The sequence below is a fragment of the Streptomyces sp. NPDC086554 genome (assembly GCF_040686095.1).
Lineage (GTDB): Bacteria > Actinomycetota > Actinomycetes > Streptomycetales > Streptomycetaceae > Streptomyces.
Window position 1 is genome coordinate 244,016 of record NZ_JBFBJK010000001.1, and the last position, 24,735, is coordinate 268,750.

The 24,735-nt window shown below is 67.5% G+C and carries 23 protein-coding genes and 1 tRNA gene; 12 read left to right on the forward strand and 12 right to left on the reverse strand.

What is annotated here, in order from left to right:
* The first annotated feature begins 54 nt into the window (after positions 1–54).
* From AB0O76_RS01060 to AB0O76_RS01070, 3 genes are all read left to right on the forward strand, one after another.
* Complete coding sequence (locus AB0O76_RS01060; protein ID WP_266866608.1) at positions 55–834, forward strand: HAD-IIA family hydrolase; 780 nt, start codon at positions 55–57, stop codon at positions 832–834.
* A gap of 101 nt (positions 835–935) precedes the next feature.
* Positions 936–1,463, forward strand: coding sequence for a hypothetical protein (locus tag AB0O76_RS01065; RefSeq protein WP_365483590.1), 528 nt, complete (start codon positions 936–938; stop codon positions 1,461–1,463).
* Positions 1,464–1,478: 15 nt separating this feature from the next.
* The gene (locus tag AB0O76_RS01070; RefSeq protein ID WP_365483593.1) at positions 1,479–2,144 is read left to right on the forward strand and encodes a class F sortase; all 666 of its coding nucleotides are present in this window, start codon (positions 1,479–1,481) and stop codon (positions 2,142–2,144) included.
* A 285-nt stretch (positions 2,145–2,429) separates the two neighbouring features.
* Here the strand turns inward: AB0O76_RS01070 and AB0O76_RS01075 are convergent, their stop codons facing one another.
* A complete protein-coding gene (locus AB0O76_RS01075; RefSeq protein WP_365483596.1) occupies positions 2,430–3,197 on the reverse strand; it encodes a GAF and ANTAR domain-containing protein in 768 nt (255 codons plus the stop codon).
* 161 nt (positions 3,198–3,358) lie between these two features.
* Between AB0O76_RS01075 and AB0O76_RS01080 the strand changes: the two genes are divergently transcribed.
* Complete coding sequence (locus AB0O76_RS01080) at positions 3,359–4,393, forward strand: glycoside hydrolase family 6 protein (protein ID WP_360766051.1); 1,035 nt, start codon at positions 3,359–3,361, stop codon at positions 4,391–4,393.
* Between the two features lie 141 nt (positions 4,394–4,534).
* On the opposite strand, the gene AB0O76_RS01085 is transcribed toward AB0O76_RS01080, so the two are convergent.
* From AB0O76_RS01085 to AB0O76_RS01100, 4 genes are all read right to left on the reverse strand, one after another.
* Positions 4,535–6,475, reverse strand: a complete 1,941-nt coding sequence (locus tag AB0O76_RS01085; RefSeq protein WP_365483599.1) for a kelch motif-containing protein — start codon at positions 6,473–6,475, stop codon at positions 4,535–4,537.
* Positions 6,472–8,472 carry a glycosyltransferase family 2 protein gene (locus tag AB0O76_RS01090; RefSeq protein ID WP_365483602.1) on the reverse strand — a complete coding sequence of 667 codons (2,001 nt, stop codon included), beginning with the start codon at positions 8,470–8,472 and terminating at the stop codon, positions 6,472–6,474. The genes AB0O76_RS01085 and AB0O76_RS01090 overlap by 4 nt, the downstream gene beginning before the upstream one ends.
* Before the next feature lie 332 nt (positions 8,473–8,804).
* On the reverse strand, positions 8,805–9,506 hold the full coding sequence (locus AB0O76_RS01095) for a FadR/GntR family transcriptional regulator (protein ID WP_365483605.1): 702 nt from the start codon (positions 9,504–9,506) through the stop codon (positions 8,805–8,807).
* An 89-nt stretch (positions 9,507–9,595) separates the two neighbouring features.
* Positions 9,596–9,669: transfer RNA gene (locus AB0O76_RS01100), tRNA-Lys, on the reverse strand.
* Positions 9,670–9,913: 244 nt separating this feature from the next.
* Here AB0O76_RS01100 and AB0O76_RS01105 point away from each other — a divergent pair.
* From AB0O76_RS01105 to AB0O76_RS01140, 8 genes are all read left to right on the forward strand, one after another.
* Complete coding sequence (locus AB0O76_RS01105) at positions 9,914–11,239, forward strand: peptidoglycan-binding protein (RefSeq protein WP_365483608.1); 1,326 nt, start codon at positions 9,914–9,916, stop codon at positions 11,237–11,239.
* Between the two features lie 109 nt (positions 11,240–11,348).
* Complete coding sequence (locus tag AB0O76_RS01110; RefSeq protein ID WP_365483611.1) at positions 11,349–12,518, forward strand: SPFH domain-containing protein; 1,170 nt, start codon at positions 11,349–11,351, stop codon at positions 12,516–12,518.
* Positions 12,505–13,170 carry a nucleoside/nucleotide kinase family protein gene (locus AB0O76_RS01115; RefSeq protein WP_365483614.1) on the forward strand — a complete coding sequence of 222 codons (666 nt, stop codon included), beginning with the start codon at positions 12,505–12,507 and terminating at the stop codon, positions 13,168–13,170. Before AB0O76_RS01110 ends, AB0O76_RS01115 begins: the two co-directional genes overlap by 14 nt.
* Before the next feature lie 92 nt (positions 13,171–13,262).
* Entirely contained in the window at positions 13,263–13,541 is a 279-nt protein-coding gene (locus AB0O76_RS01120) for a hypothetical protein (RefSeq protein ID WP_365483617.1), read from the forward strand.
* 42 nt (positions 13,542–13,583) lie between these two features.
* Positions 13,584–15,263, forward strand: a complete 1,680-nt coding sequence (locus AB0O76_RS01125) for an AMP-binding protein (protein WP_365483620.1) — start codon at positions 13,584–13,586, stop codon at positions 15,261–15,263.
* 146 nt (positions 15,264–15,409) lie between these two features.
* Positions 15,410–16,714 (forward strand): sensor domain-containing protein, encoded by a 1,305-nt coding sequence (locus tag AB0O76_RS01130; RefSeq protein ID WP_365483623.1) that lies wholly within the window; start codon positions 15,410–15,412, stop codon positions 16,712–16,714.
* Positions 16,666–17,352, forward strand: coding sequence for a response regulator transcription factor (locus AB0O76_RS01135; protein ID WP_365483626.1), 687 nt, complete (start codon positions 16,666–16,668; stop codon positions 17,350–17,352). Before AB0O76_RS01130 ends, AB0O76_RS01135 begins: the two co-directional genes overlap by 49 nt.
* An 87-nt stretch (positions 17,353–17,439) precedes the next feature.
* The gene (locus AB0O76_RS01140) at positions 17,440–17,721 is read left to right on the forward strand and encodes a hypothetical protein (protein ID WP_365483629.1); all 282 of its coding nucleotides are present in this window, start codon (positions 17,440–17,442) and stop codon (positions 17,719–17,721) included.
* Here AB0O76_RS01140 and AB0O76_RS01145 read toward each other — a convergent pair.
* From AB0O76_RS01145 to AB0O76_RS01175, 7 genes are all read right to left on the reverse strand, one after another.
* Positions 17,696–17,911: a hypothetical protein gene (locus AB0O76_RS01145; RefSeq protein ID WP_365484455.1), complete on the reverse strand. Its 216-nt coding sequence runs from the start codon at positions 17,909–17,911 to the stop codon at positions 17,696–17,698. The two genes, AB0O76_RS01140 and AB0O76_RS01145, sit on opposite strands and share 26 nt — an antisense overlap.
* 388 nt (positions 17,912–18,299) lie before the next feature.
* Positions 18,300–18,995: an HAD-IA family hydrolase gene (locus tag AB0O76_RS01150; RefSeq protein WP_365483631.1), complete on the reverse strand. Its 696-nt coding sequence runs from the start codon at positions 18,993–18,995 to the stop codon at positions 18,300–18,302.
* A complete protein-coding gene (locus AB0O76_RS01155; protein WP_365483634.1) occupies positions 18,985–20,196 on the reverse strand; it encodes a hypothetical protein in 1,212 nt (403 codons plus the stop codon). The genes AB0O76_RS01150 and AB0O76_RS01155 overlap by 11 nt, the downstream gene beginning before the upstream one ends.
* Positions 20,196–21,425 (reverse strand): MFS transporter, encoded by a 1,230-nt coding sequence (locus tag AB0O76_RS01160; RefSeq protein WP_365483637.1) that lies wholly within the window; start codon positions 21,423–21,425, stop codon positions 20,196–20,198. Before AB0O76_RS01160 ends, AB0O76_RS01155 begins: the two co-directional genes overlap by 1 nt.
* On the reverse strand, positions 21,422–22,489 hold the full coding sequence (locus AB0O76_RS01165; RefSeq protein WP_365483640.1) for a GNAT family N-acetyltransferase: 1,068 nt from the start codon (positions 22,487–22,489) through the stop codon (positions 21,422–21,424). The genes AB0O76_RS01160 and AB0O76_RS01165 overlap by 4 nt, the downstream gene beginning before the upstream one ends.
* Positions 22,490–22,494: 5 nt before the next feature.
* Positions 22,495–23,394, reverse strand: a complete 900-nt coding sequence (locus AB0O76_RS01170; RefSeq protein ID WP_365483643.1) for a phosphotransferase — start codon at positions 23,392–23,394, stop codon at positions 22,495–22,497.
* A gap of 17 nt (positions 23,395–23,411) precedes the next feature.
* Positions 23,412–24,569, reverse strand: a complete 1,158-nt coding sequence (locus tag AB0O76_RS01175; protein WP_365483646.1) for a radical SAM protein — start codon at positions 24,567–24,569, stop codon at positions 23,412–23,414.
* Between the last annotated feature and the right edge of the window lie 166 nt (positions 24,570–24,735).

Here is a 24,735-nt window from a genome sequence, read left to right on the forward strand (position 1 = left end):
GCACAGAGCTGTCCCGGCGCCCCAGCCAACCCGTACACCGCAGGAGTGCACCCCATGGCAGAGCGCAAGCCCATCGAATCGTGGCTCACCGACATGGACGGCGTGCTCATTCACGAGGGCGTCCCGATCCCTGGCGCCGACGCGTTCATCAAGAAGCTCCGGGAGTCGGGCAAGCCCTTCCTGGTCCTGACGAACAACTCCATCTACACCGCGCGCGACCTCCAGGCCCGGCTGACCCGGATGGGCCTCGAGGTCCCGGTCGAGAACATCTGGACCTCCGCGCTCGCCACCGCCAAGTTCCTGGAGGACCAGCGGCCCGGCGGCACGGCGTACGTCATCGGAGAGGCGGGGCTCACCACCGCCCTGCACGACATCGGGTACGTCCTGACCGACCACGACCCGGACTACGTGGTGCTCGGCGAGACCCGCACGTACTCCTTCGAGGCCATGACGAAGGCCGTACGGCTGATCAATGGCGGGGCGCGGTTCATCTGCACCAACCCGGACGAGACCGGGCCCTCGACCGAGGGGCCGCTGCCGGCGACCGGGGCCGTCGCGGCGCTGATCACCAAGGCGACGGGGAAGAATCCGTACTTCGCGGGGAAGCCGAATCCGCTGATGATGCGGACCGGGTTGAATGCCATCGGGGCGCACTCGGAGACCAGCGCGATGATCGGTGACCGCATGGACACGGATGTCCTTGCCGGACTGGAGGCGGGGATGGAGACGTTTCTGGTGCTTACTGGGCTGACCTCTCGTGCCGATATTGATCGGCATCCGTTTCAGCCTTCGAACGTTGTGGATTCTATTGCTGATCTTGTTGAGCGGATTTAGGCGCCGCTTCGCGGCGAATTTTTCCCGCCCGCCCACCCGTTTACCCGCATCAAGATGCGAGGTGGGGCTCTGCGCGTGAACCTCATATGAGGAGGTTTACGATGCGTAGAGGCTCGCTCACCTTGCGTGGCATAGTCGTGGCGGTCGTCCTCGTCGCCGCCGCGGCCCCCGCTTACGCCCATGACCAGGGCAAAGTGCATGCCACGATCACGCCGTCCAGCGCCGAGCCCGGCAGTCGGGTGGAGGTCAGCGTCACGGGGTGTGAGGGGACGACGGGGGTCGCCAGTTCCGGGGCCTTCACGGGGGAGGTCAAGCTCACCGGGCGTGACGGCGACAAGTACTCCCTCAACGGCTCGGCCATGATCAAGAACGACATCGGCGGTACGTACGACGTCACCGTCATCTGCGACGGCCACCCCCACCAGGGCGCCGGCAGCGTCCAGGTCGGGCAGAACACCCCGGCCCCCGAGGCGCCGGTCCGCGCGGGCGGCGGCGGCACCGCGCAGGTGGCCGTCACCGCCGAGGAGGAGGGACCCGGCACCCTGCACGCGGTGATCGGCCTGGTCCTCGCCGGGGTCGCGGCCGTGGCGGTGGCGGTCCGCAGCGTCCGCCGGCGCCGCTCCGAGTGACGGGCGCCGAACGTCATGTCCGGCGGTGAACGCCCGTCCGGCACCAGCGGGCTCCTCACCGGCGTCACCTGGGCGGTGCTGCTCGTCGGGCTCTGGCTGTGGGGCAGCGAGATCACGGACGGAAGCGGCGGCCACTCGGGCCCCACGACCGGCGACGTCGCGGCGGTCGGCCGGCCCTTCGGTGTCGAACTCCCGCACGCGCACAAGCCGTTGGCCCCCGCGAATCCGCAGCGGGTCGATGTGCCCTCGCTCGACGTGCGCGCGCCCGTGGTGGCCCGCGGCCTCGACCGGGACGGCGCGATCGACCCGCCGCCCTTCGAGCAGTCGGGCACGGTCGGCTGGTACGGCGGCGGGACGCGCCCCGGTGCGGCGGGCACGTCCCTGTTCGTCGGCCACGTCGACACCGAGACGCGCCCCGCGGTCTTCTACGACCTCAGCGCCGTGCGCCCCGGCGAGAAGGTCCGGGTGACCCGCGACGACGGCTCGGTCGCCGAGTTCACCGTGGACGACGTCCAGGTGCTCAGCCGCGACCGCTTCGACGCGAAGAAGGCGTACGGCCCTCATGAGGACGGCCGTGCCGAGCTCCGGCTCATCACCTGTGGCGGCACTTTCGACCCGGCGACCAGGGCGTACTCGGCGAACGTGGTGGTGTCCGCCTACCTCACCGGCACCAGGACGTAGCCAGATCATGCGTACGCGAACAACCTGGCCCGGTCGGCGGCCCGCTCCCCCCGGAGCCGTCGACCGGGCTGGTCCTCGACCGCGCGCGCACGAGCTGCGGGAGTAACCCGGCGCCGGCGCGGGAGGTTCGGAGGCCGTCCCGACGGTGCGGAACGGTTCGGTCCGGCCGGGGGCTTGGGCCGTTGGAGATGACTTTAGAACGGATGAGCCCGGGAGCCTAGAGGTCGATTGACGCCATGTTGTGATCTGCTTCCCCTCTGTGATCACCGCAGGTGGCGGTGGATGTCAGGGCGCTTCCCCGGATGGTTCGGACCAGTCGTCGCGCAGCGCTGCGTCGTCGAGCGAGCCTTCGATCACCGAAGTGGCGACCACCGCTATGACCAGCCGTTCTCGACGTGCGTACCGTCGCAAAGCGGCAAAGGCCTCGTCCACTGAGGTATGCCAGCGCTCGGCGAGTATGCCTTTGGCCTGTTCGATTCGAATACGGCTGGTCAGGGCCGATTGGAGCTGGGAGGTGAGCGTTCGATACTCCGTGTAAGTGCGGTGGTTGCGCAGGCCGACCGCGGCCATGTCGGCGATCGCCTGAGCAAGGCGCAACTCACCGTCCGCGGCGCCGCCGTGGGACGCGTCGGCCACAAAGAGGTTGAGCGCGCCCAGCGTCGTCTCGCGCCGCCGCAGCGGAACCGCGTAGGTCGCCCCGATGCCATACGCCCGGGCCCGCGCCGTGAACTCGGGCCAGCGGCGCGCCGATTCGGCGGTGGTGAGCCGGACGGGCGGCACGGCCCGTCCCGTACCGAGGCTGTCCACGCACGGGCCGCCGCCCTGCTGGGTCTTGAGCAGGTCGAGGGCGAGCGGCTGGGGGTGACCGCTCGCGACGAGGGCGGGCAGGTAGTCGCCGTCGACCAGCACCCCGGCCGCGGTCGCTTCGAGCAACTCGACGCAGTGGCCTGCGACACGGCTGAGGTAGAGCTCGGGATCGAAGTCGTCGGCGAGTGTGTCCGAGGCTTCCACCAGGACTTCAGCCAGCCGTAGTTCAGAGGTGTGGTCCCGCATGATCTCCTCCCAGAGAGGGGCACCCCGCAGCCTGCGCCTACCCTCTGGCGCCGCGCTGTAACAGGTCTCCAACAGCTCCCGGCAGCGGACGGGCGGGCCTCGTGGGCAGGGAGTGCGTATGTCAGGATTGAGAATCGGACAGTGCACCCAAGGGGGAGTGGATGTACCACAAAGGCACCGGCCGCGGACACGGATTCGCGGCCAGGGGGGTGAAGGCTGCGGCGGCGCTTGCGGGGGCTGCGCTGCTGCTGTCGGGGTGCTCCTCCGATGACTCCGGCAAGGACAACGAGTCGTCGGGACAGCCGGTAAAGCAGCAGCCCAAGGGCACCGACCCGTACTGGGTCAACCCGGACGGCAACGCGGCCAAGCAGGTCGCTTCGTACGAGAAGGACGGCAAGAAGGACGACGCGGAGCTGATCCGGCAGATCGCCGAGCAGCCGGTCGCCGAATGGATCGTCCCGGAGAACGCGGAGGAACAGGCGCGCGGCTTCACCGAGGCCGCGGAGAAGGCCGACCGGGACGCCCTGTTGGTCCTCTACAACATCCCGCACCGCGACTGCGGTCAGTACTCGGGCGGCGGCGCGGCCGACGGCAACGAGTACAGGAAGTTCATCGACCAGGTCGCCAAGGGCATCGGCGACCGCAAGACCACGGTCATCCTGGAGCCCGACGCGGTGCTCCACATGGTCGACAACTGCACGCCGGAGGAGTTCCACGAAGAGCGATACGACCTGCTCAAGGGCGCCATCGAGAAGCTCAAGTCCCTGAAGAACACCAAGGTGTACCTGGACGCGGGCAACGCGGGCTGGAAGAACCCGGACTCGCTCTGGGAGCCCCTGAAGTGGTCCGGCGTCGAGCAGGCCGACGGCTTCTCGGTGAACGTCTCCAACTTCCAGACCACCGAGGCCAGTACGGAGTTCGGCAAGAAGCTGTCGGCGAAGATCGGCAACAAGCCGTTCGTCATCGACACCGCGCGCAACGGCAACGGCGCGTACACCAAGGGCAAGGACTCCTGGTGCAATCCGCCTGGCCGCGCTCTGGGCGAGGCGCCGTCCACCAAGACCTCCGACCCGCTGGTCGACGCGTATCTCTGGGTCAAGCGCCCCGGGGAGTCGGACGGTACGTGCCGGGGTGGCCCCAAGGCCGGAGAGTGGTGGCCCGAGTACGCACTGGGCCTGGCGAAGGCGGCCCGTTAGGGGCGCGGGGAACTGCGCGATCAGCCACATAAAAGCCGCAGTCGCGTCTGCCAGGTATCTCGGCAGACGCGACTGCGGCTTTTCGTTGGTTGCTCGCGCAGTTCCCCGCGCCCCTACGGGGCGCTCCTTACGGGGCGCTGCTTACGGCACGTGGACCCACTGAGCCTTGCTCGGAGTCCCCTGATCATCCGTGACGAAGAGCATGTACCAGCCCGACTCCACCAGGCTCCGCTCCTTCGGGATCGTCACAGTCACCCCGTCCCTGGACTTCTTCAAGTCCAGGGCCACCGACGTCTGGTCGATATCCGTCACGTGCGTCGACGCGCTCGGCCGAATAAGGCGGGCCGTCTTGATGGACGAGGCATGCTTCGACTTGAAAGTGCCGGACGCGCCCCGCTTGATCTCCTTCGGGCCGTCACTGAGCGTCGGCTGCGAGCCGTGGTACAGGTACGGCGGCGTGTAGATCTCGATGCGCTGCTCGAACTCGCCGGGCTTGGTGTTGGCCTTGTCGGCGTAGAGCGAGTCGGAGCCGAAGAACATCACGCGGCCGTCGGGCAGCAGGAGCGAGCCCGAGTGGTAGTTGCGGCCGACCTCCGGGTCCGCGACGCGGCGCATCTCGCCGGTCTTGGCGTCGTAGATCCGCGCCTGCTTGATGTTCGAGTCGCTGCGGCCGCGGTAGTCCTCGGAACCGCCGGATATCAGGACCGAGTCGTCGGGCAGCGTCGATGCCTGCGGGTAGCGGGTGCCCTTCTCCAGCTCGGGCCCGTCCACGAACTTCGGGTTGTCGTCCAGGAGATCGACGATGCGGGTCTTCTTGCTGGACTTCTTGGACTCGCCGACACCGCCGCCGCCGACCACCATGTACTTCTGGTCCTGCGCGGGCGGCAGCTCCACCGTGTTGGAGGTCTCCAGGAGGTCCGGGTCGCTCATCCCCGGAATCGTCTTCCAGCTGCCCTTCTTCTCCAGGTCCCAGGTGCCGGGCTTGCGGCCGACGTCGTCAGGGCCGTATCCCGCGTTCGAGCCCGAGTAGAAGAGCCTGCCGCTCTCCAGCTGGAAGACCGCAGGGTAGGTCGGGAACTGGCGGACCTGCTTGGTGTACGTCCACTTCTTGGTCTTCGGGTCGTAGATCTCGTTCTTGCCCGGGACCAGCTGGCCGATCTCGTCCAGGCCGGAGAGGCTGAGCACCTTGCCGTCCGAGAGCGTGGTCAGCGTGGGGTACCAGCGCGCCTCGTTCATCGGGTCGACCTTGATGTACTTCTCGGCGACCGGGTCGAACTCGAAGGAGTCCTTGATCCCCTGGAAGTCCTTCTTGTCCAGGGCGAGCTTCTGCGCGATGCCGTACGTGTTGCGGGTCGCGGCGCCCTTGAGGCCCTGCACGCGGTAGTTGTCCTGCGTGCCCGTCTCGTACTTCGAGCCGCTCTTCTGCGCCTCGACGTACACCCGGCCCAGGCCCGGTTCGTTGCGTACGAACGCGCCGGTCTGCTTGTTGAAGACCTTCTTCGCGCGCTCGACGACGACCGGGTCCTTGGAGACGAACGTCTTGCCATTCTTCTTGCCGGTGAACTTCGTGCCCGGCGGCAGCGTGATCGGCTTGTCCGGGTCCTCGTTGTGCACCACCATCAGGCCGCCGGCCTTGGTGATGTCGCCCTTGAGCTTCTCGTAGCGCTGGGTGCCGCCGGCTATGAGGAGATTGCCGTTGGCCAGCTGAGTGTGGCCGGTGCAGAAGAGGTCGACGGGCGTCTTGATCTTCTTGATGGTGTTCTTGACCGGGTCCCACAGGCGGGTGTCGAACTTCTTGGCGTCGAAGTTCTTCTGGTTGTTGCCGGACCCGGCGACCAGAAGGATCTTGCCGGTGTGCAGGAGCGCCGCGTGGATCGTGTTCTGGCGGTACTCCTCGGGGAAGTTCACGACCTGCCAGTGGCCGTTGTCGGCCTTGTACTCCGGCTTGTTGATCTTGTAGTCGTGGTACTTCTCCGAACCCACGCGCCACAGCCACGGGCCGTTCATCCCGGCCAGCGCTATGACCACCGCCGCGCCTATCGCGATGCGGCGGGCGCGGCGGCGGCTGGAACGGTCTTTCATTTCTTACGTCCCCCAAGGGAAATCTGCATGGTCTGGTCGGTCGCTGCCCAACTGGGCTTCTGCTGCGGCGCGTGCGGTGCCTGTGGTGCCTGTGGTGCCTGTACCGCGTGCGGCGCCTGCGGCAGCTGTGCCGTGGTGTCGCGCTGCTGCGGCACCATCGGGTCCCCGCCGGACGGCGGCCCCGAAGGTCCTGCCCCATGCCGCGACTTGCGCTTCTTCTTCTCCTGCCGCATGCCCCAGCGCCACGCGAAGATCGGCGCGGCCGTGATCAGCAGGGCGAACGTGGCCCAGATCAGCATCGCCGGGTGGGAATGGTCGTACACGAACGCGGCGGCCATCGAACCGCCGAAGACCAGAATGAAGAACAGGTGGATGCGGAACGTGCCGAACAGTGTGTCCGGACTCGCCGAATCGCCCTTGGGGGTCACCACGAACTTGCTCTTGCGGCGCAGCACGGTGTCCAGGAGCGAGCGCGCGTACACCGGCGCGGAGAGCGCGGACATGACCATGCCGGCCACACCGCCGGAGCCCTCGGGCTCGTGCGGCGAGACGTTGTGGCGACGGTTCCAGATGTAGAGGCCGATCTGCAGCGCCGACGCGTTGCCGTACAGCATCAGCCAGATCGTCGGGTCGATGTTCACACCCGATGCGCCCATGCCGAGGAACAGCGCGCAGGAGAGCGCGGCCAGAATCCAGTTCATGGCGGACATCGGGTAGAAGATGACCATCATCGTGTAGTTGAAGAGCCGCCCGGGCGGCAGCGAGAACGGCGCCTTCCAGAACTGCTTGAGGATGGTCTCGTACGTACCGCGCGACCACCGCAGCTGCTGCGTGAAGAAGTCCGTCCAGGCGTTGGGGCCCTCGCCGACCGCGAGCACGTCCGGGGTGTAGACCGACTTCCACTTCTTGCCGGTCTTCGGGTTCGTGGCCCGGTGGATCTCGAAGCCCGTCGCCATGTCCTCGGTGATCGAGTCGTACAGACCGCCGATCTGCTTCAGTGCCTTGATGCGTACGGCGTTGCTCGTACCGACGAACATCGGGGCGCCGTAGGCGTTGCCCGCACGCTGGATGAGGGCGTGGAAGAGGAACTGCTGGGACTCGGCGGCCTTGGTGATGAAGTTGTCGTAGTTGCCGTAGACCTGCGGGCCGATGACGAAGCCGACGTTCTCGTCGCGGAAGAAGCCGAGCATCCGCTCCAGGTAGTTCGGCATCGGGACGTGGTCGGTGTCGACCGACGCGAAGTAGTCGTAGTCGTCGCCGTGCGCGTCCAGCCAGGCGTTGTAGTTGCCGTGCTTGGTCTTGGCGCGGTGCGGGCCCTTCGCCAGGTTCCACTTGGCGACGCCCTTGCGGGAGAAGTGGTGCACGCCGAGCCGCGCGCAGACCTCCTTGACCGCGGGGTCGTCGCCCTCGTCGAGGAGCCAGACGTGCATCAGGCCGCGGTGCCGGATCTTGACCGCGGCCTCCAGGGTCTTCGTCACCATCTCCAGCGGCTCCTTGCCGGGCACGAAGGAGGTGAGGAAGGCGACTCTGGTGCCGGTCTCCGGTACAACGGGGATCGGGTCACGGGCGACGAGTGTGGCGTGCGCGTTCGACAGCACGTTCATGCAGCGGAAGAACTCGATCAGGCCGATCGATATGAGCATGACTATGTCGAGCACCGGCAGCCAGTCGTTGGCCACGTAGTCGCGCTCGGTCCAGTGCGTCGGCTGGAGCAGCCAGGCGAGCAGCACAAGGGAGAGCAGCGGCGCGGCGCCCAGCATCAGGGCGGCCCGGATCCGGTGCGGCTCCTGCGAGAGCAGGGAGCGGTACTGCACCTTGTACGGCTTGGTCGGGTCAGGCTGCGTGAGCGGCCCCGCGAGACGGCTGTAGTGCTCGTAGTCGTATCTCGGCAGCGCCTTCTTGATACGCCGGAACCCGCCCGTCCGGTGCGATGGCACCCGCAGTTGGGTCGTCTGTGACGGGTCGTCCGGCCGCGCGCCCGTCGGCGTCGACGTCATGAGTCATCCCCCCGCACGCGGTCACCCGCGTGTTCGTTGGTCCTTCCGCCCGGTCCGGTCCCCCTCGACCTTCACGGACGCATCAGTGGCAGGCCACCGTCCCCTTAGACGGGGACGACAACCTTCCGGTTGCATGATGCCCCCCTAGGCATCCGTTCATGAACGGGACCCCCGTCCCCGCAGCTCCCCTGGCTGGTTTCGAGGCCCCCCAACTGCCCCGTACCGCCTGCCTCATGAGAGCCAGTGGCTCCAGCACAAGGTTCTACGCCCCTAGCCATGATCGCAAGAGCGAAACAAGGTGTTTACCGGTCATACGAGCGATTTGGGGAAATCTATGGGGCGGGAGAGCTCAATCGCGTTCGAATATTACCGAAGTGTTCCCGTATTGCCCGCTCGGCTCGGACCGCGTCCCCGGAGCGGACCGCATCGAGGATGTCGCGGTGCTGGCGGCAGGTGACCTTGGGATCGTGCGGTACGTCCACCAGGTCGGTGCGCACCCGATGGAAGGCGTCCCAGAACGCCTCCAGGACCTCGCCGAGCAGCGGGTTGCGCAGGCATCGGTAAAGAGTGGCGTGAAATGCGCGGTCGGTCTCGGCGTGGACGGTGGCGTCCCGGCCGTTCCGGGTGCCCTGCGCCGTCGCCTCGGCCTCCATCTGATCCACGAGGGCGTCCAGTTCGGCCAGGTCGGCGGCCGGAATGGCGCCCGCGAGGCGCGCGATGAGCCCGGTCTCCACGGCCTCCCTCAGCTCAAGGAGCTGGAGCAGGCTGTCCTCGCCCCGATAGTGGCCGGCCACCGTGCGGAAGGCGAGGCCCTCGATCATGGGCGCCATCGACATGGGTCCGACATAAGTGCCGAAACCATGACGGATCTCCACGATCCCCATCGCCTGGAGGGCCTTGAGCGCCTCTCGTACGGAGTTCCGGCTGACGCCGAGGCGCTCCATCAGCTCCGGTTCGGTGGGCAGGGAGGCGCCGGAGGGCAGCCGCTGGTCGATGATGAGTTTCTTGATCCGCTCCTGGATGTCGCGCGCCATGGCGCAACGGTAGCGGTAGCGGCGCAGGCGGCGACCCTGCGCGGGAATGACAAAAGCCCCCCGCGTGAACGGAGGGCTTTCGCAGTCTGTGCGCCGCCAGGGACTCGAACCCCGGACCCGCTGATTAAGAGTCAGCTGCTCTAACCAACTGAGCTAGCGGCGCCTGCTGACCTGGAGAACTCTACCGGATGCCGACGGATGCTCCGGACCACCGAGGGCCTCGCGGGCGGCGGGCCGGGGGATTCTCCCGGCCGGTCCAGGGGGCGGCCGGGGCGTCAATGGGAGACGGCGACGGGGGTGGATCCACCTTTCGGACCGTCAACATGCGATATCGCCGGACAGTTGAGAAACTGACGATCGTGCAGATGCGACGCGGACATTCTTATCCGGAGTGTGAGGGGAATCGCATGGACGGTGCTCCCGTATTCGAGGAATTCGAGCCCGAGAGCGACTGCGACTGCCCCGGATGTATTCAGCGGCGAAGGGACCTGGCACTGGGACTTCCCGTACGTCTTGGTGGTCACCCCGCGGCGCACGGGGCTCGCCGGGCCCTGGTGCTCGCCGCGGCGGCGGGCACGGTGCTCGGCGGCGGACAGGTGCCCCCGGCGGCGGCGACGCCGGGGGTGCCGCGGGCGCCGGCCGGTCCCGCCGTTCCCGGGGACGACGGTCCTGGCCCGCAGGGCGGCACCAGCGCGCTGTACGGAGCGCCGGACGCGCTGGGCGCTCCGGGCCCTGCGGCGGGCTCCGCGGTGCGGGCGACGACGCGGGCCGAGATCCTGCAGCGGGCCGGGAAGTGGGTCGCCGCGAAGGTGCCGTACAGCATGGACGCCTTCTGGTCCGACGGATACCGGCAGGACTGCTCGGGCTTTGTCTCGATGGCGTGGGATCTCGGCGGCAATGAATGGACGGGAAGCCTTTCGGCGTACGCGGTCCGTATTACGAAGGCCCAGCTGAAGCCCGGGGACATCCTTCTCTTCCACAATCCGGCGAACCCCCAGAATGGTTCGCACGTGACGATTTTCGGCGGCTGGACGGACGCGTCGCGCATGAGCTATACGGCTTACGAACAGGCTCGCCCCCATGCCCGGAAGCGGACAACTCCCTATGCCTACTGGAGCAATGCGGGCCGCTATCTGGCCTACCGCTACAAGGGCGTGACGGACGGCACTCCGGGCGTCTCGGGGCCGAGCACGGGAACGCGCTACCCGGGAGCGGGATCGTTCGGCCCCGGAGCGGACAACAAGTACGTCACCCGGCTCGGCAAGGCGCTGGTCGGCCGGGGCGGCGGCCGCTTCTACAGCACGGGTCCAGGGCCGCGCTGGGGTGACGCGGACCGCAGGGCCACGCAGGCGTTCCAGCGGGCACAGGGCTGGACCGGCGCGGACGCGGACGGCCTGCCGGGTCCGACGACGTGGTCCTACCTGATGAAGGGCAAGGGCCGCGACATCCCCGCTGCGGGGGCGGTCGCCGGCTCCGGGGTCGCCCACGGCAAGGTCCCCGCGTACCCCGGCAGGGGAGTGTTCCGCCCCGGGCAGTCGAGCCCGTCGATCGAGAAGCTCGGCAGGCAACTGGTGAAGAAGGGCTTCGGCAAGCACTACGCCGAGGGTCCTGGCCCCCGCTGGAGCGAGAGCGACCGCCGCAATGTCGAGGCGTTCCAGCGCGCGCAGGGCTGGCGGGGCGTCGCGGCGGACGGCTATCCGGGGCCCGAGACGTGGCGGCGGCTCTTTTCGTGAGGGGGCGTGGCCGGGGTGGCGCGTGTGAGGACGGGCCACAGGTCGGACCGGGGCACGAATGTGACTCGGTTACGTATGAGATCGAGGTACGAATGAAGCGGAGGCAAGGATGAGTGCGACGGCGGCATCAGAGCCACAGACCCCGCAGCCATCCCACCCCGACGGGCAGCCGGACCCCGCCGCCCGCTCGCAGCGGCTCATCCACAGCGAGGCCACCACCGAGATCCCGCTGCACCTCCTTTTCCGGGACGACCCGGACGACGCCGGGGTCTCGCTGCCGCCCGCGGTCGTGCGGCGGCGGCAGGGCACGGGCGAGCAGCCGCGCACCACTGCCCGGCGGACCGCGCCGCGGCCCGCGGCGGCGCGTCCCGTACCCGCGGTCGACCCCGCCATCGCCGAGCGGCCCGCGCGGGTGCTGCCCGGCGGGGTCGGCGTGCTCGGCGGCGCCGCGGGTGCCGCCGGGTGTGCGGCCGCGCTGTGCTGGGCCGGGGTGCTGCCCGAGCCGCTGGCGAGGGCGGCGGGGCTGCCGGAGGCCGCGGAGTACAGCGGGATCGGCCTCGCGCAGTGGGCCTCGCTCGCCGGGTCCGGGGCGCTCGCCCTGTTCGGGTTCGGGGGCCTGGCCCGGGGCCGGGTCGGCAGGGCGTGGGTGCTCACCCTCTTCGGGCGGTACCGCGGCAGCGTCCGCAGGACAGGACTGATGTGGGTCAACCCGCTGCTCCTGCGCCGCCGCGTCGACGTACGCCTGAGGCACTGGCGCAGTGAGCCGATGCCGGCCGTGGACCGGGGCGGGGTCGCGCTGCGGGTCGTCGTCCTCGTCGTGTGGCGGGTCAAGGACGCGGCGCGGGCGACCCTCGGCGTCGCCGACCACCAGGAGTATCTGCGCGAGTGCGTCGAGGCGGCGACGGCCCGCGTGCTCTCCCGGCTGCCCGCCGACGCCTTCCGCGACGACACCCCGACCCTGCGCGACGCGGACGCCGTCGGCGACGCGCTGACCCGGATGCTCGCCGCGGAGGCCGAGCCGATCGGCATCGAGGTCTTCTCGGCCCAGCCGACACGCATCGAGTACGCCCCCGAGGTCGCCGAGACCATGCGCCTGCGCCGGGTCGCCGCACTGGACGCCCGGCACCGCGACACCGTGCTCACGTCGGTGGTGGACTCCGTCGAGGACACGGTGACCCGGCTGACCACCCGGGGCCTGGTCGAGCTCGACGACTACGAGCGCAAGGCCTTGGTCAAGGACCTCACGGTGGCGTTCTATACGGGTCATGGAGACCGCTGACCCCGCGACGCCCGAACTGACCGCCCTCGCCAAGGACGCCTGGCAGCTGACCGCAGGCCGGCCCCGCACCCTCCTCGGGATCGCGGGGCCGCCCGGTGCCGGCAAGTCGACGCTTGCGCGTGCCCTTGTGGCGGCGATCGGTGAGGGCGCCGCCTATCTGCCGCTCGACGGATTCCATCTGTCGAACGCCCAGTTGGAGCGGCTCTCGCTCACCTCCCGCAAGGGTTCGGAGCCGAGCTTCGACGTCAGGGGATACGTCGCGCTGCTCGGCCGGGTCCTCGATGACACCGTTGCGGACATCTACGTACCCGATTACGACCGCACCCTCCACGAGCCGGTGGCCGCCCGGCATCGCGTCGCGCCCGCCGCCCGGCTCGTCGTCACAGAGGGGAACTACCTAGCCTGCGATCTGCCCGGCTGGCGCGCGGCCCGGGAGCTGATGGGGGAGTGCTGGTACGTGCAGACGCCGGGCGAGGTGCGTCAACCCAGGCTTCTTGAGCGGCAGTTGGCGGGCGGGCGGACGTCCGACGAGGCCCGTGCGTGGGTGGCGACGAACGACGACCCGAACGGCGACCTGGTCGAGAGGTCGCGCCATCGCTGCGACCGAACCCTCTCCACACTTGGTATGGACATGTTCAGCTACCGGCCATGATCTGGACTTGGTCTAGACCGCAGAACTCGCCCCGCGGCGCGCGCACAGCTCGTGGAACTCCCCCCTCCCACGTTTCCCCCTGGAGCGGCAGCATGACGACCCCCGGCGGCAGGAGCGGGCACCACGTGATCGTCACGGTGTGGACGGTCCGATTCGAGGAGGAGAACGGCCCGGCGACGACCGTCGAGGGCGACTTCGTCACCGTGCACTACACGGCCGACCGACCCGAGAGGGCGACGGCGCACGCGCCGAGCCCCGTCAAGAGCGCGGCGAGCACGATAGGCCTGCTCTGCTTCTTCGGCGTCATGATCGCCTTCTGTGTCTTCTTCGTGGTGACGGCGAACGGCATGTTCGAGTCAGAACTCCCGTAGCACTCTCCCCATCTGACGAGGCATCAATTATGGTGCGCGGCCATGAAGAGTACTGGGAGCGCCGGGAGCGCTGGGAGTACGGTCGCGGAGCTCGTGCAGGAGCGATGGGGTGACCACCGTCCTGGACTGCACTTCGGGGACGTGGAGTTGGCCCATCATCAGGTAACTTCCGGCGCGGCCGCGAGGGCGGCGCTCCTCGCGGACCTGCTGCCCCGGGGAGCCGAGCCGCACATCGGCGTGCTGCTCGACAACACCCCCGAGTACCCCCTGTGGCTGAGCGCGGCGGCGCTCGCGGGCGCGGCGGTGGCGGGCATCAACCCCACCCGCAGAGGCGCCGAGCTGGCCCGCGACATCGTCCACACGGACTGCAGGGTTCTGATCACGGAACGATCCCACCTCCCGCTCCTCGATGGCCTCCAACTTCCGGACGTACGCGTCCTGGTGACGGACACGGACGCGTATGGCGAACTCCTCGCGCCGTACGCAGACGCGACCCCGGAGATATCCCCTGCCGCGACGCCCGCCGCCCGGATGCTCCTCTACTTCACCTCGGGTTCCACGGGCGCGCCCAAGGCGGCGATCTGCAGCCAGGGCCGGCTGGCCGCGGCGGGGCAGTCTCTGGTCACGCACTTCGGGATCGAGTCGTCCGACGTCCACTACATCTGCATGCCCATGTTCCACGGCAACGCGGTGATCGCGGACTGGGCGCCGGCGCTCGCGGCCGGGGCGGGGGTGGCGCTGCGGCGGCGCTTCTCGGCCTCGGCGTTCCTGGACGACGTACGCGCGTACGGGGCCACGTACTTCACCTACGTGGGCCGCGCGGTCCAGTACCTCCTGGCGACGCCCGAGCGGGCCGACGACACCCGGAACCCCCTCCGCATGGGCTTCGGCACGGAGGCCGGGGCGGTGGACGCGGCGCGGTTCGAGAAGCGGTTCGGGGTGCGGCTCGTGGAGGGGTACGGGTCGTCCGAGGGCGGCGCGGCGATCCAGCGGACGCCGGGGACGCCGGCCGCGGCGATCGGCCGGGCGGCGCCGGGGGACGAGCTCGCGGTGGTGGATCCCGGCACGCTGGAGGAGTGCCCGGCTGCCGTGTTCGCATCGGACGGGCGGCTGCTCAACGGGGATGCGGCGATAGGGGAGTTGGTAAACAAGGGGCGCAGTCCCTTCGAGGGGTACTGGCGCAATGCGGAGGCGGATGCGGCGCGGCTGCGGGGCGGTTGGTACTGGACGGGGGACCTCTTCTACCGCGACGCGGAGGGGTTCCTCTACTTCGCGGGGCGCACGGACGACCGGCTCCGGGTGGACAGTGAGAACCTGGCGGCGGCGATGATCGAGAACATCCTGGCGCGCTATGAGGGGGCGGCGGCGGTGGCGGTGTACGCGGTGCCGGATCCGGTGGCCGGGGATCAGGTGATGGCGGCGGTCGCTCCCTGTCCCGGGGCGGACTTCGATCCCCTCGCCTTTGCCGAGTTCCTGCTCTCCCAGCCGGACTTGGGGACGAAGATGGCACCCCGTTTCGTGCGGGTGGTCCGGCAGATGCCGGTGACGGCGACGAACAAGGTTGCGCGGGGTGCTTTGCGGAGGGCGGGGTTTCGATGCGGTGACCCTGTCTGGTGGCGGGCACCTGGCGCGGCCGCCTACCGCCCCTTGACGCCCCCGGACGTCGCCTCGCTCCTGGCCGAGTATCGCGCGCATGCCCGCGAGGGGCTGCTGGCCGGCTGAGCGGCGCGCCGCAGCCGCGGGTTGCCGGACAGGGCTTTCCTGCCCACCCGCCCGATTGCCCCGCAGTCGCGGTTTGCCGAACAGGCTTTTCCCGCCCACCCGCCCGACACTCGGCAGCGGACGCGGCCCCGCATACCCTGCCCCCCATGGTCCAAGAGAGCGTGTTGACGGCGCTGCAGCGGCGGGGGTACCTGGCCGGCAGTGCGCCTTGGCGTGCCCTGGGGTATCTCGGGGGAGGCGTCGTCCTCGGAGTGGTCGTGCTCATCGGTGGCCTCGCCGCAGCCCTCGTCGGCGTCGCGCTCACCCTCGTACTCATCGGCCTCCCCCTCCTCGCCCTGCTCGCCTTCACCGGCATCCCCGTCGCCGCCCTGGAACGCCGCCGCCTCCGCACGATGGACCCCGCCCCCGCGCCCACCCCTCACCGCACCCCCGACGCCCCCGGCATCCCCGTCTGGTTCACGCTGCGGCTCAGGGAACAGGCCACCTGGCGCGAGCTCGCGTACACCGCGCTGCTCGCCCTCGTTCTCTGGCCCCTTGACCTGCTAGTCCTGGCCTGCACCGCCGGCGTCCCCGCCCTCCTCATCGCGGCCCCCGCTCAACTCGCCCTCGACGGCGGCGAGATCCGCGCCGTCAAGCTCTGGCTGATCGGCGACTACCCGACCGCCTTCGCCGCCGCCCTCCTCGGCCTGGTCCTGCTCGCCCCGCTCCTCTACCCCCTCGGCGGCTACGCCGCCGCCCGCGCCGCCCTCGCCCGCCTCCTCCTCGCGCCCCGCGAGGCCGAACTCACCAGTCAGTTGGCGGAGGTGACCCGTTCGAGGGCCCGTCTAGTGGATGCCTTCGAGGCCGAACGGCGGCGTATCGAGAGGGACTTGCATGATGGGGCCCAGCAGCGTCTCGTCGCTCTCACCATGGCCCTCGGCCTCGCCAGGCTCGACGCCACCCCCGGCAGCCCGCTGGCCGCCCAGCTCGCCACGGCCCACGACGAGGCGGGGCACGTCCTCACGGAACTGCGTGAGCTCATCCGGGGCATTCATCCCCAAGTCCTCGCCGATTACGGCCTCGCCGCCGCCATCGAGGACGCGGCCGACCGCTCCCCGGTCCCCGTGGACACCGACCTGGACCTGCCCCGCCTGCCCGAACCCGTCGAGTCCGCCGGGTACTTCACGACCCGCGAGGCGCTCACCAACATCGCCCGCCACAGCGAAGCGCCCCGCGCGCACATCAGGGCACGCCATGAGCAGGGCGTCCTCCGCATCGACGTACGAGATGAGGGCAAGGGCGGCGCGGACCCCGGCAGCGGCACGGGACTTACCGGCCTGGCGGACCGGATCGCGGTGCTCGATGGCACACTGACGGTCACCAGTCCGCCCGGCGGGCCGACCGTACTGTCCGTGGAGATCCCGTGCCGAGCCCAGCAGCAGCCAGCGCAAGCACCAGCAGCCGCCGACTGAAGATCGTCCTCGCGGAGGACAGCGTGCTGCTGCGCGAGGGCCTGATCGGACTGCTCACCCGCTTCGGCCACGAGGTGCCTGCCGCGCTCGGCAACGCCGATGAACTCCGCGCCACCGTCGAGCGGCACGACCCCGACCTCGTCCTCACCGACGTCCGCATGCCGCCCGGCTTCCAGGACGAGGGCCTGCGCGCAGCCGTCGCGCTGCGGGCCGAGCGGCCGAAGCTCCCGGTCCTCGTGCTCAGTCAGTACGTGCAGCGTTCGTACGCCGCGGAGCTCCTGGACACCGGCGACGGCACCGGCGTCGGCTATCTGCTCAAGGACCGCGTGGGCCAGGTCGAGCAGTTCGCCGATGCGGTCGAGCGGGTCGCGGCCGGCGGAACGGTCGTGGACCCGGAAGTCGTACGGCAGTTGCTGCGCCGCCGCCGCGACCCCCTGGAGCAGCTCACCCCGCGTGAGCGCGAGGTGCTCGGCCTGGTCGCCGAGGGCAGGTCGAACGCGGCGATCGCCGCCGAACTGGTCGTCAGCGAGGCGGCGGTGGGCAAACACATCGGCAACATCCTGGGCAAGCTGGGGCTGCCGCCGGGGGATGGGACGCACCGCAGGGTGCTTGCGGTACTGGCGTATCTGCGGGCCTGAGTCGAGTGTGTCGTCTGCCACGCCGTCGTGGCTGGTCGCGCAGTTCCCCGCGCCCCTTCGGGGCGCTGTCGATTACGATCCAGAACCATGAGCACGTCAGACCAGATACGGGCAGGCCTCACGCCGAGCCAGGCCAGGCGCATACGGATCGCCGCGGCCTCGGTGCTGATGGCCGCGGCGGCCGTGGTGCTCGCCGTGCGCCTGGCGAGCCGGTCGTCCGTCCTGGTCGTGGGGGTGTACGGGCTGCTGCTCGTCCTCTGCGGCCTGGTGATCGAACTCAGCAGGCGGGGCAGGACCCGACTCGGCAGTTATCTGCTCGCCGTCGGCCTGGTGGCGGCGCTCGTCATGGACTGGGTCGTGCTTGCCTGACCGGCACCTCGTCGGCGGACGGCGCCTCGCGGAGCCCGTACCGCTCATGGATGCGCCGCAGCGACGGCGGCGCCCACCAGGCGCGGCGCCCGAGCAGCGTCATCGTCGCCGGTACGAGGAACATCCGGACGACCGTGGCGTCGATGATCGGCTTGATCGGCCTGATCGGCCGGAATGGCATGAGCGGCATGACGAGCTCCTCGGGGCAGGAGGCCGTGCCAGTATCCGGGCGCGCCCGGCGGAGTGTCCTCACCGGAGCGAGGGATGTTTCTCGGGAACGCAAGAAGCCCCTCGCTTCCGCGAGGGGCTTCTCACCGTCTGTGCGCCGCCAGGGACTCGAACCCCGGACCCGCTGATTAGGAGTTGGCTGGGTGAGGGTGCGGGGAGTGTCAATGTCTGCCGGACAGAGGCGAGTTAGGCCAGATCGCGCAGGTTATGGCCGAGTCGGGCATGCGGATCGTACCGCTTGGTGTCAGGCCGTTCCGCGACGTCCAGCCTCATGACGGACCCATGGGGCAATGACATGAGCTTCATGGCAGCAGTTCGGTGGAGAGCGAAGCCATTGCTCACACCTTGGTTCAGGATCCGATGGACATGTGTAGATTCATGAGTGACGTGATCTTTTCGCCCGAGTACGTGGGGTGTCTTCCGTCGCGATCGATGAGTACGCCGTGCAGTCCGGCCTTGAGCGCGCCTCCCATATCTGAATAGATCGAGTCGCCGATGTAGTAAGTGGCTTCCGGTTCGGCGCCTATGGCTCGCGTGGCCAGATGAAAGATTCGGGAGTCTGGTTTGACGCTGCCGGTGCGGTAGGACGTCAGTACGGTGGGGAACAACTTGGCAAGCCCGGTGTGGTCGAGGATGTCGAAGAGTAGGTCATCAAAGTTTGAGACGATACCTATGGGAACTCGGGCCGCCGTGAGTCGCTCGATCATGGGGATCACATCGGGGAAAACGCGATAGTTCGCTGGCTCCAGGATCGTGATCGCCGCCGCTTCGGCTATCCGCTGCCTTGTGATGCTTGGTGCCTCCAGGCCAGTCTCCTTGAGGATGCTGTGAACGAAGGTGGCCCAGGCACGTGTGCGGCTGCGGGGATCAGGTGCGTCATCGGGCCATCCGAGTGTGCCGCCTATGTGATTCAGGGCCAGTTCTACACGTGGTGGGGAACAGGAGAGGCCATGGCGTTCTGCTGTTGATGCGATGACGTCAGGGATGGGTGGCATCAAGTCGAAGAGCGTTCCTGCAGCATCGAAGAGCACACCGTCAGGATTCAACGGGACTCCCTCCCTCTGTTGTTTGGGTGAGCTGTTGCTCTTCCAGGGCTGTTCGCAGACGACCTGCCTGCGTGAGTACGTTGTGCAGCACGTCGTCGTCAGCGCGGAAGTAGGAGGTAAGCCGAGCGAGCTCGCAACCCCGAAGCGTTTTGGCGAGATAGGTTGAATCGCCGTAATGGATACGCATTCCGCCCACCTGGACGGCATGCGAGAGGAGTTCGTAGTAGGCGATGTTGAAGTAGACGGCCGCACTCCGATCCCCGAATGCCCCGAGCCGAGTCAGGATCCTATGGGTCCTGCGATCTTCGTAGAACGCGATGAATCCCAGGGGCTGAGGTGCTGTGGCGGACGGCGGCTGCGCCACGGCGTCGGCGCGCAGGACCTTGAGCCCGGGGATCCGGGCGGCTCGCGCGAACCGGTCGTGTACGGCCCCGGTGTCGGCCTCATGCCCGTATCGGCGGTAGCGGTCCAGTTGGAGCGAGGCGAGATCGGCGGTGAGTCCGTCGGGCCCGTCGACACGGACTGTTGGGTGTGTGTCGAGGAAGAGGCGACGTTCTCTGCGAAGAACGTTGCGGCGGTGAGCGCGGAAGCTCGCGAAGTACGCATCCAGGTTCGCGTACGGAGACGTATCCAGGATCGCGTCGGCCCCCACGGTCACCGCGGTGTAACCGCGAGTTTGGAGTGTCTTGTGCAGCACCTGACCTGCGGCAGTGTCGTCGCGGACATTTCCGAACTCGACTACAGGCAAGCCCAGTTCTCTGGCTTGCACCTCCACCTGCCTGGCAAGCGTGTGCAAGGCGTCGCTGTCGACGTCCTGTGGAAGGGTGATCCCGGGAAAGACGCAGCCGGGTGTGACAACAGCGAGGGTGTCCGTTGCCTCAGCGGACAGGCGGGCGCGCACTGATGCAAGCTCGGCGGAAGCGGACTCCCGCTGGGGCTGTGGTGCGCGCTGTATCAGGTGCTCGATGGGCGCCCCGCAGAGAATCTCCCACGTCGCGTAAGTGCGGTGCACGGCGGTGTGCGGGATGGCGTAGCAACTGGCGAGGATTCCTGAGGACCAGATGTAGAACTGGTCGGGGCTGACGCGGCCTTCCTCTGCTTGCAGCCAGTGCCGCGATCGGTGCAGACCATCGGCACAGTACAGCGCGCCGGGATGGTGCGTCACGGCCTCCCGAATGGTCCGCCAGGTCGTCGTGTGCATCAGTCCTCCCTATGCCCGCGAAACCCGCGCAGGCGTTGGTCTGCCGAGAGCACGCCCACGGAGACGACCGTCCAAGCTGCGGCAGCCCACAGGAGTGGTGTGGGCCCTGCCAGCGATGCCAGTAGCGGTGCCATCACATAGCCGACGGGAAGGAAGGCGAAGGAACCGATCGAGGACAGAGCGCCGACCTTGGCCAGATGTTCTCGTGGAACGGATTCCTGAACGACGGTGGACACCAGGACGCCATAGGCACCGACCGAGGCGCCGGCAAGTACTTGTGCCACCGACAACGGCGCGAGACCAGCACCAGCGGCGAGGCATAGAGGGGGAAGTCCTAGGGCGAGCAGGCTGAGAGCGGCCGCCAGGATCGGGCGGCGCAGTGGCAACTTACCGCTGACGAGGCTGCCGACGAGCTCTCCCGCAGCGAAGAGCAGCATGAGAAGTGCCCAGACGTTCGCCGACATGCGCTGCGTCACCAGGCCAGGGCCCAAGACCATGAACGGTGCGGACACCAGCAGGAGGATGGTGCTGTCGACCACGGTCATGCGGAGCAGCCAGGGCAGCTCCCGCATTGCCTGCCAGCCGTCCCGCAGTGCGGATACTCCACCTTGGCTGTTCTCATCCACGTCGGCTGCACCGCGAGGCAGCCCGTGCAGAAGGGCAGCCGCGAGGAGGAAGGATGCACCGTCGAATGCGAGAGCCCACGCTGGCTCGCCCATGGCGGAGAAGGCAGCGGTGACAGCGGGGCCGAGCAGCGCGGCGCCACCGGTCCATCCGCCGATCAGCGCGTTCGCAGCACCCAGTTGGTGGCGTTCGACGCAGTGGGGAAGATAGCCAAAGGTCGCAGGATGGCCTGCGGCAACGCACATTCCATAGATTCCCTGGCAGGCTAATGCCCACCACAGGTTGGCTCCGGTGACCAGTAGGGCCACGGTGATGAGCTGAGCCATGCCACAGGATATTGATGAAGCAACCATGAGGGGTCGCTTGGCGACCCGGTCGGCGATAATTCCGCCGAAAACCAGAAAGGCGACCTTCGGGAGTATGGCGGCGGCCAGCATGCCCCCCAGCCATCCTGAGGAATAGCCGAGTTCCGTCATAGAGAGAGCCAGTGCGGTGGGGACCGCGGCATCGCCGATCAGTGAGACTGCACGAGAGACGAAGAACCGACGGAAGGGGGAAGAGGCGAGCAGCTCACGAAAACCAGCTTTGCTGGTAGCAATGGTCACGGTGCATCCGGAGGAGTGATGCATTCGGGCAAGGGGTCCGGAAGGTCAGAGGACCGTGAGCGGAGCCCTTGACGAACCTGTTCCCCGATTTCATCGTCCTGGACCAAGGCAACGGTCCATAAGGGTTCAAGTCGGGCTCCACGCCTTAGTTTTGTATCAGAGGCACCGATGCCCAGGTGCACGGCTCTGGCTCCGAGGCTGTGAGCGAGTCTTAAGGGCTCGTAGTAGAAGAGGCTGAAGTATGAACTCCGGCTCTCCCTCAGAGACTCGTCCACACCAAAGAGCCTCACCCACAACACATCGCCGTAGTGGAATACGACATGACATCCAATGAGGTGTCTGTCCAGGTAGGCCAGGATCACGTAGGCCCCTGGCACGTCGGCGCACAAGGAGAGGTAGGGAAGGAACTCGGATGGCGGACGTTGGTAAGACGGGTCGTACTTCTTCTCGTGGAGGACCAGAAGGCGTGCGATCTCCTCGAAAGGCGCGCTCGCGTCCAGAGGAGCCACCTGAAACGTCAGTCCATTGTGGGAGACCCGCCTCAAGTCTCCCTTGATCTGGTTCTTGCGGCTCCGCCCCACAGAGTTGAGGTAGCCGTTGAACCCGTCTCCAGGAACATCGAGCCAAGCCTCCCAAGCTATGAGGCCCGCCGGATGTCCTGCGGCTGTGAGCTGCGCGGCATCGGTGCTGGAGAGATACGGCAGAAGGACGGCACGGTCCCGCGCGGCTTCCTGAAGCCCTCTGGTGAGGTCGCCGGTCGTCAGAGAGGTTCCGCTGGAAGGTAATTCGTTGCGGTAGCCTGTACGAGGACCGATAACCACGCACGCTGCTGCGGGTATGTGGTCGGCGAGAAGAAAGTCAGGGTGGTAGCGCCGGACGTGCACGGCGGAGCCTGCGGTTAGGGGTGCAAGGCTTCGAGCAGCCCCCTGGCGAAGCAGTACGTATTCGTACCCGTGCCCGTGGTGGTCGAGAAGCCTTAGCCAGGCGGTACTGGAGTAGAGCGTCTGGGCGGGAACCAGACCTTTGGTCGGTACCTGGTCGACTGAAGGAAACGACTGGATCAACGGACTCAGCGAACGATCTGTGCGCACAGCTGCTCCAGTCGGTCACGGGAGGTCTTCAACAGCTCTTGATCGTGAATCTCTTCGGCAGCAACAGTGGTCAGCAACGCCGCGATGTCCAACTCATAGAAGTTCAGGAGTTGGTCATGTCGTCGAACGTCGGCGCTACTGAGGCCGTATCCGGTTTGGAACGCCTTGGTGAACAGGCCGCAGAAGCGGATGCGTGCCAGTTCGAGCCACGGGTCACCAGTGATCGCGTTCGCCACATCGATCACTGCCTCAATCTGCCCGTTGCGCACACAGATATTGGGTGGCCGCAGGTCAAGATGGAGCAGCGCACTCGCCTGTCCTGCTGCATGCGAGAGGACGATCGCGGACCGAGACAGCACGGTCTCCACGGGAATGTGTGCGCAGTACTTCTCCGCGGCGTGGAGCCGGTCGGTGATGCGCGCACGTGCGTATGACTGCCAAGAGCCCTGTGGGCGTCCGACTGCCGTAGCCGGTTGGATGGAGTGAATCGCTCGCGTGATGCCACCAAGTTGCCGCTGCTGGTCGTCATCCAACTCGGCTGTCGGCTCGTGTTCGATGTGCTCGCACAGCATCCATGAGACGCCTTGCGGGGTGCTGCGACGTTGCCAGGCGATGACAGACGGAACGGGCACTCCCGCATCGCCCAACAGCTCCAGAACCTTCACTTCCTTGGCGAGCGTGTCAGCGAAGTCAACGGTGCCCTCGTAGCCAGTCGGCAGGACCTCATGGCGAGGGGATCGCACGACTCCGATGATCCCGGCTTTGTCGCTATGGGCGAGATCGGCGAAGTAGTCGACGCCCTCTCGCCATGGGGATACTCGAATGCCAGCGTCGTGGAGCGCGCGACGGAGTTCACGTTCCAGGATCGAAGTGCGCACGGTAGAGGTCTCTGTGGTCACCGTACTGTCGCCCGTTCACTGGGGTAGGTCACGCGATCGTGCCAGTAGCTTTCGGTGATGGCGTAGATTTCTTCGACTGCTGCCAGCCCGGCTGTGGTCTCGTCCTTTGCGAGCCAGCTCTTGGCGATGGTGTTCTGGTCTCGGTCCCCGAACGTCTCGACCGGAAGGCCGAGATCGCCGCGCTCGTTGCCGAAGTGTGCGGCGAGCCAGTTGATGTTTACAGCAGGCATGATGTCTACGAATTCCTCGACCCACCGAACCGTTCCTCGGTAGTCGTCGCCAGGTATGCCCATGATGAAGTTGGGGATCACGTAGAGACCCAGTTCACGTATGGTCTCACTTGCCGCGTAGAGATGCTTAGTGCGAAAGGGTTTCCGGAGATACTTGAGGAGGCCGTCATGTGCGGTCTCCACACCGAACTCGACGTACCGCACCCCCATATCGCGACACTGATCCAGGAACCCGGATCTGCTGGCCACGGATGGCGGGGTCTGGATGATGAACCCTTCGAACCCTTGGTGCATAGACTCAAAGAGGTTTCGCACCTGACGCAAGTCTCGCCAGTTGTTCGCTACCGGATCTCCGAAAGACTTGTCATCGAGGAAAACCAGATGGAAGTCCAGAGGCTTGAAGGCGGCGATCTCGGATTCGTATCCCTCAGGGTCGGCTGGCACAACCTGGGTGGGCACGGTGCAGAACTTGCACCGGAAGGAACATCCACTGCTCATGCTGAATCTGGGGATGCACTGAAGTCCATCGAAGAGTCGGTAGTCGAGAGTGTTTCGAGGACGCGAACGAGGCAGCGTGATGGGCAACTGTGTGACGTCGTGCAGGAATCTCACGTTGGGAAATTCGGCAAGTACCCCTGGGTCGACGTAGCCGCCGACGATCATTTTCGCGCCGGTGGAGGCCAAGTGTAGTAGTTGCTCGATGTTAGCGTCTAGTGCGGAGAAGAAGAAGAGGTCGCTGTTGGCGGCCTCTGCGAGCTCGTTGTGCGCGATGTCGAGATCATCGACAATCATCAATTCCTTGCGGAAGTGCTCGTCCGGCAGCATCGAGGCGACGATGGGGATCCAGTAGGGGATCTCCATGAAGTGGGGTGGCATGTAGTAGCCACGCATGCGGGCGTAGGATCGACGATAGTAGTTCCGCATGGCGCTGTCCTCGGTCAGCAGGAGATCGCTGAACTGGACTAAAACAGCCCGGGATGGTCCGCTGCCGCTGTTACCCAGAATTCCGCTTCTTGCGCTGACCGTTGGAAAGTGCGCTGACAAACTTCCTCCTTCGCTGGTGGTTAGGGAGGACACGGAGACGTAACGG

Coding starts and splice junctions, on each gene's coding strand:
- AB0O76_RS01090 (WP_365483602.1), bottom strand. CDS start 8,472: ATGACGTCGACGCCGACGGGCGCGCGGCCGGACGACCCGTCACAGACG.
- AB0O76_RS01070 (WP_365483593.1), top strand. CDS start 1,479: ATGTCCGGCGGTGAACGCCCGTCCGGCACCAGCGGGCTCCTCACCGGC.
- AB0O76_RS01105 (WP_365483608.1), top strand. CDS start 9,914: ATGGACGGTGCTCCCGTATTCGAGGAATTCGAGCCCGAGAGCGACTGC.
- AB0O76_RS01130 (WP_365483623.1), top strand. CDS start 15,410: ATGGTCCAAGAGAGCGTGTTGACGGCGCTGCAGCGGCGGGGGTACCTG.
- AB0O76_RS01085 (WP_365483599.1), bottom strand. CDS start 6,475: ATGAAAGACCGTTCCAGCCGCCGCCGCGCCCGCCGCATCGCGATAGGC.
- AB0O76_RS01120 (WP_365483617.1), top strand. CDS start 13,263: ATGACGACCCCCGGCGGCAGGAGCGGGCACCACGTGATCGTCACGGTG.
- AB0O76_RS01155 (WP_365483634.1), bottom strand. CDS start 20,196: ATGCACACGACGACCTGGCGGACCATTCGGGAGGCCGTGACGCACCAT.
- AB0O76_RS01115 (WP_365483614.1), top strand. CDS start 12,505: ATGGAGACCGCTGACCCCGCGACGCCCGAACTGACCGCCCTCGCCAAG.
- AB0O76_RS01095 (WP_365483605.1), bottom strand. CDS start 9,506: ATGGCGCGCGACATCCAGGAGCGGATCAAGAAACTCATCATCGACCAG.
- AB0O76_RS01145 (WP_365484455.1), bottom strand. CDS start 17,911: ATGCCGCTCATGCCATTCCGGCCGATCAGGCCGATCAAGCCGATCATC.
- AB0O76_RS01175 (WP_365483646.1), bottom strand. CDS start 24,569: ATGCGGAACTACTATCGTCGATCCTACGCCCGCATGCGTGGCTACTAC.
- AB0O76_RS01110 (WP_365483611.1), top strand. CDS start 11,349: ATGAGTGCGACGGCGGCATCAGAGCCACAGACCCCGCAGCCATCCCAC.
- AB0O76_RS01140 (WP_365483629.1), top strand. CDS start 17,440: ATGAGCACGTCAGACCAGATACGGGCAGGCCTCACGCCGAGCCAGGCC.
- AB0O76_RS01065 (WP_365483590.1), top strand. CDS start 936: ATGCGTAGAGGCTCGCTCACCTTGCGTGGCATAGTCGTGGCGGTCGTC.
- AB0O76_RS01080 (WP_360766051.1), top strand. CDS start 3,359: ATGTACCACAAAGGCACCGGCCGCGGACACGGATTCGCGGCCAGGGGG.
- AB0O76_RS01075 (WP_365483596.1), bottom strand. CDS start 3,197: ATGCGGGACCACACCTCTGAACTACGGCTGGCTGAAGTCCTGGTGGAA.
- AB0O76_RS01125 (WP_365483620.1), top strand. CDS start 13,584: ATGAAGAGTACTGGGAGCGCCGGGAGCGCTGGGAGTACGGTCGCGGAG.
- AB0O76_RS01060 (WP_266866608.1), top strand. CDS start 55: ATGGCAGAGCGCAAGCCCATCGAATCGTGGCTCACCGACATGGACGGC.